At 51.5% G+C, this 4,138-nt stretch carries 5 protein-coding genes; all 5 read right to left on the bottom strand.

Annotated elements, in window-relative coordinates; all coding sequences use genetic code 11:
- Positions 1 to 200, bottom strand: a 200-nt coding sequence (locus CVT63_07920; GenBank protein ID PKQ27458.1) for a hypothetical protein, incomplete at its 3' end; no start/stop codon positions are given.
- 42 nt (positions 201 to 242) lie between these two features.
- Positions 243 to 2,138 (bottom strand): hypothetical protein, encoded by a 1,896-nt coding sequence (locus CVT63_07915; GenBank protein PKQ27457.1) that lies wholly within the window; start codon positions 2,136 to 2,138, stop codon positions 243 to 245.
- Positions 2,128 to 2,532: a hypothetical protein gene (locus CVT63_07910; GenBank protein ID PKQ27456.1), complete on the bottom strand. Its 405-nt coding sequence runs from the start codon at positions 2,530 to 2,532 to the stop codon at positions 2,128 to 2,130. Before CVT63_07910 ends, CVT63_07915 begins: the two co-directional genes overlap by 11 nt.
- Positions 2,533 to 3,015: 483 nt before the next feature.
- A complete protein-coding gene (locus CVT63_07905; GenBank protein PKQ27455.1) occupies positions 3,016 to 3,900 on the bottom strand; it encodes a hypothetical protein in 885 nt (294 codons plus the stop codon).
- A 34-nt stretch (positions 3,901 to 3,934) separates the two neighbouring features.
- A partial coding sequence (locus CVT63_07900) for a type VI secretion protein (protein ID PKQ27454.1) occupies positions 3,935 to 4,138 on the bottom strand: 204 nt, incomplete at its 5' end.

Raw genomic sequence — 4,138 nt, 5'->3', positions numbered from 1 at the left:
ATGACGGTTTTGTCCTGAAAGACGCGGTTGTGACGGCCACGGCTAAGTAGCCAGACCCAGGGGACCAGGGTAATGCGGTAACGGGCGAAGCCACCGTCGGCACCGAGCTTCTGGGCGGCTCGAACGAGGAAGCACCTCGGCTTAGTGCGATGGACATTGATTGCTACGGTCAACCGGGAAAAATGGCCAAAAATGAAAATAGCCTAGCCACAAGGACTATCAATACTTATTGGCTAACGTTTCTAGTGGGCAATATATTGCCAAGCTGATTGCAACCCGCTCATCGCCTCCTGCGTAGCTCCACCCACCGCATTGCCAACGCTTTGAACTGCTTGCTGCCCTTGCTGGGCAGCGGCGCCCGCTGCATCACCGAGCTTCTTTGTTGCCTCACTCACCGTCTTCTGGACCTTGTCAGCAGTCTCGCTCAATACGTCTTTTGCCTGCTGCGCTTTTTCGACTACCGCCTCCTGGGCTTTTTTGGCAGCTTCAGCTCCTTTTTCGATCCCCCGGCTGGCGGCGTCAACGGTGCTTTCGTAAGCCTTGTCTGCTGGACGCGATACATTGTCTTCAAACCATCCTTGAACACTACGGGAGGATTCGCTGATACCCCTTTTGCTGAAATAGCTAAATGGCTCCCCGTTGTTGGCAAAGCCCACTTTTGAATCATGCACGTAGGTATGGATAAATTTCATAGCGCCTTCGCTTGCGGTCTTTTGCCAAGCGTTGCGCTGCCACGCCTCAGGAGAAATCCACATTGCGTAGGCCCCCTTACGAATGATGTAGGCGCCATTGGCAGCAGATGAAATCGGGCTCGCAGGAACTTTTGTGGAGTTTTTAGCGGCCTTGGCCAGATCTTTCAGTGCCTTGTCGTAATTATCCAATTCCTTGGCCATGTCATCAGGGGCAAGATGCGACCAGGACTGGCCATTTCGATGCTCACGTTGTGTGACGCTTTCACCACCTTGTCGATGTAGCGTTCCAAATGCGCTATAGAGCTGCTCCATTTGCTTCTGAACTTGGCTTTCTATCGTGCCGCCGGGGTTGCAGGTGGCACGATAAGCCTTGTAGGCACTTTCGGTTTCTGGTTTGCATTCGAAGCGTTCTTCAAACAAAGGATTATTGATCCGCTCAATATCTTCGTAACCCAACAACCGAGTCCCTGCTCCAACCCCCTCTCTCATCATGTCGCGCATCGGTATCCGGGAATAATTGTTGTCAATGCCCTGCTCGTTCGGTTCGTATCCACCACCGATATCCGAGTGCACGCCGGGATAGACCTTTTCCAGCCAGTTACCGGCCAGCATGCCATCTCGTCGAATCAGATCAACCGGAAAGGCAAAACGCAGTTCATGCCCGGCCACCTGATGAACACAACGTTCGACACGCTCATCGACCACCAGATCGCGCCCTTTGAATCCACCAAATATCAGCCGGTTTGCCGAGTTGGTCGCCGGCAGGCCAAATGAAGCCACAGTGTCAAACAAACCTAAAAAGGTAAAACGAATGGGGTAGCCTTCGTAGCTCAGTTTTCCGTGGTCTTCCTTGCATTGCCACAGCCATTGATTGCAGAATGCGCGCGCCAGCGCGGCACCCCGCGAAAAGCCAAAAATCGATACGTTGATCTGTTTGATCAGTCGGTGCTTGCCCAGTACACGGTTCACGTCGGAAAAACCTTGTTGTTTTCCGCTTTCGGCATACTTGGCCACCTGACCATCCAGTGACTTTGCTTTACTCAATAAGGCACTGCGCAGGGCATCGTTGATTTGTTGCTGGCCATAGTTCAGGCGCCGCGTTCCTCCTGTGCCGGCGATGAGACCAGCCTTCCCATCCTCAAACGCGATATCACTCTCTTCCCCGGGGAATAGGGCCTTGCCATTAAACGTAGTGCCCACGCCGGAAACATAGATTGGATAGGCATTCGCGCTACCGTTTGCATTGGCGAACATCCGCGCCGCTTGCCAGATACGGGCTACATTGCTCCACTTTTTCTTTTCCTCGTCCACATCCTTGTTATTGCCGGTGCCATCGAAAAACACCGAAATATGAATGATGTCGGAGCAATCCTGACTTGAACCTGCCGGCACATTGCTGACATCACGCATGGCTGAGCAGATCGCCGAAACACTGTCATTTGCCATGTTTCAACTCCCATGCACGATTGATTGCCTCGCCTTTCTCGGTTTTTTCAGGCCAGTAGCGTTCCGGGATGATCTCGACCGTGTTGTCGGGGTAGATGTGGACGCCCAAATATCGAAAGTTTGGATCAACGTTGGTCAAGATCGGCGTGTTTTTTGCCTTAACGGTGTCACCGTTGCCTATCATTCCTTTGGGACCACCTAGCCGCCAAGTAATCTTTTGGTCCCCAAGTTTTACCTCTACGCCAGTCATCAATCCGTTGGCCTCACCACGATGCGGCTGCCCGGCAGCCAGACCAATATCGCGACCGTTTAGGTAAACATCAAAGATCGGCCGGTCCAGATAGCTGAAAAGTGCGACATCAAAGTATGCGATTTGTTTTTTTTCTGCGGACATTTTTATTGCCTCATTGACTGTTGTGTCTGCCGATTGCGAACAAGCCGACATCGGCATGCACGCCGCGATCATTAGCGCTACAAAACGCGGCGCCCAACGTGGATTTGCCGCTCCTGCGGAGGCTTTCTCAGAATTTTTTTTCATACTACTGCTCCAGTTTTTGGCCTTCGCCATGCTCAAGTTCTTGCCCCAAGAAAAAGCTAATGCCATGGACCACGTGTAACTATTTCCCATAAAAACAAGGCGGTTCCAATTGCAGCGGGAATTGGTAATAATAGAATTAGCTTCACCAACAGAAAGGGCTTCGCTGTATTCGTATGGTATTTGTACGCAGAAAAAATACTGCAAAAAATACTCGCGGCAGGGAAAACAAGTATTGGAATGAACAAAAAGAAAGTCAGGCCAATCAACAACATCGATGTCACAAACAACAAAAAAACTGCGGCCATGCCGCCTTGATGCTTTTGGGGTTCGGTCACTGCATTACTCCGGCATGTGTTTGAGTGCCTCATCAAGTGCAATTTCTTTTTTCTGCACTTGGTCGAGTAGCTGCAATATTTGGGGGTCTGTTTCAATACGCTGGCGATAAATCAGGCAAAGCGCGACAAAGTTGGCCATGTCTCGCATGCCGTTAAGTCCAAGCTGGCGCGCCGATGGCAGAACAGCACGAATAAACCGATAGCGCTTGGCATGAGGCAATTTCTCGTCGAACAGAGTCGGGCGATTGAGTTCAAGATGGTAAAGCACTTGATCAGGCACACTGGCTTCGACGAGTGCGTCTTCCTGAGGTTGATTCAGGGTGAATTGCGATTCGGCAGAAGAATCTGACGATGCTGTTTCGGACGGGGGAACGATCCGGTGACAGCCCCCCTCCCGATCGCAGTACCACCACGCTGGAATCGGTTGCAGGAATGCTTGCAACTGAGGTTCCGTCAAAACGCGGCCTTTGGCATGAAGCGTTTCGTCGTCAATCTGACCAATCAATGTACCGAGTATCGAAGGATCCCAGAAAGCAAGGATCATTTCAAAGTTGCCCGGCAATTTAACCTTGGCAAATTTACGCAAATGGGCTTGCAATTCGCTTTGCTTCAACGGGCTGCAAAGCAATGTAAACGCAGCTGGCAAATTTGGCCTCGAAAGCAAAGACACTACTTTCGCTGGTAATGCATTAGCTTTTCCGAGCAGAAGTACGTGGGGACTTAATTCATCTGCACCCGAAGGCAGTATCGGAGCGCTCTGGGAGCACGAGGCAAGCTGCTGCCAGAGTCGCTTATCCTGAGCAGCGTCAACGATGGCGTACAGATTTAAATGCTGTTGTTGCTGGTCAGAAAGCCAGGTTTCAGCATGCGTTATGAGTACAGACGTCATCTGTTTGTTCGATTCAAATGTTAGGCCAAGCGCGCTAGGCGCCCATGTTCATGAATGCTGTGCGTTGAGCAGCACGCCGCTTTAGACATTCAATGCAAACGCCCTCGGGGAAGGTTGGCAATTGGGCATTCTGACTCGTCGGCCCCCCAAACGATTTCTTACTCGCCTGCACCGTAATCGTCCCCGGACACTGCACGGTAATGCCGCCATCAATGGTGATACTCGCCCCGCCTGACAC

This window comes from Candidatus Anoxymicrobium japonicum, assembly GCA_002843005.1.
Lineage (GTDB): Bacteria > Actinomycetota > Geothermincolia > Fen-727 > Anoxymicrobiaceae > Anoxymicrobium > Anoxymicrobium japonicum.
The sequence above is the reverse complement of the archived record's forward strand: the minus strand, read 5'-3'. Positions and strand labels throughout refer to the sequence as shown.

Excerpts from the sequence above, each read along its gene's own strand:
- CVT63_07915 (PKQ27457.1), bottom strand. The coding sequence starts at position 2,138 with ATGGCAAATGACAGTGTTTCGGCGATCTGCTCAGCCATGCGTGATGTC.
- CVT63_07910 (PKQ27456.1), bottom strand. The coding sequence starts at position 2,532 with ATGTCCGCAGAAAAAAAACAAATCGCATACTTTGATGTCGCACTTTTC.
- CVT63_07905 (PKQ27455.1), bottom strand. The coding sequence starts at position 3,900 with ATGACGTCTGTACTCATAACGCATGCTGAAACCTGGCTTTCTGACCAG.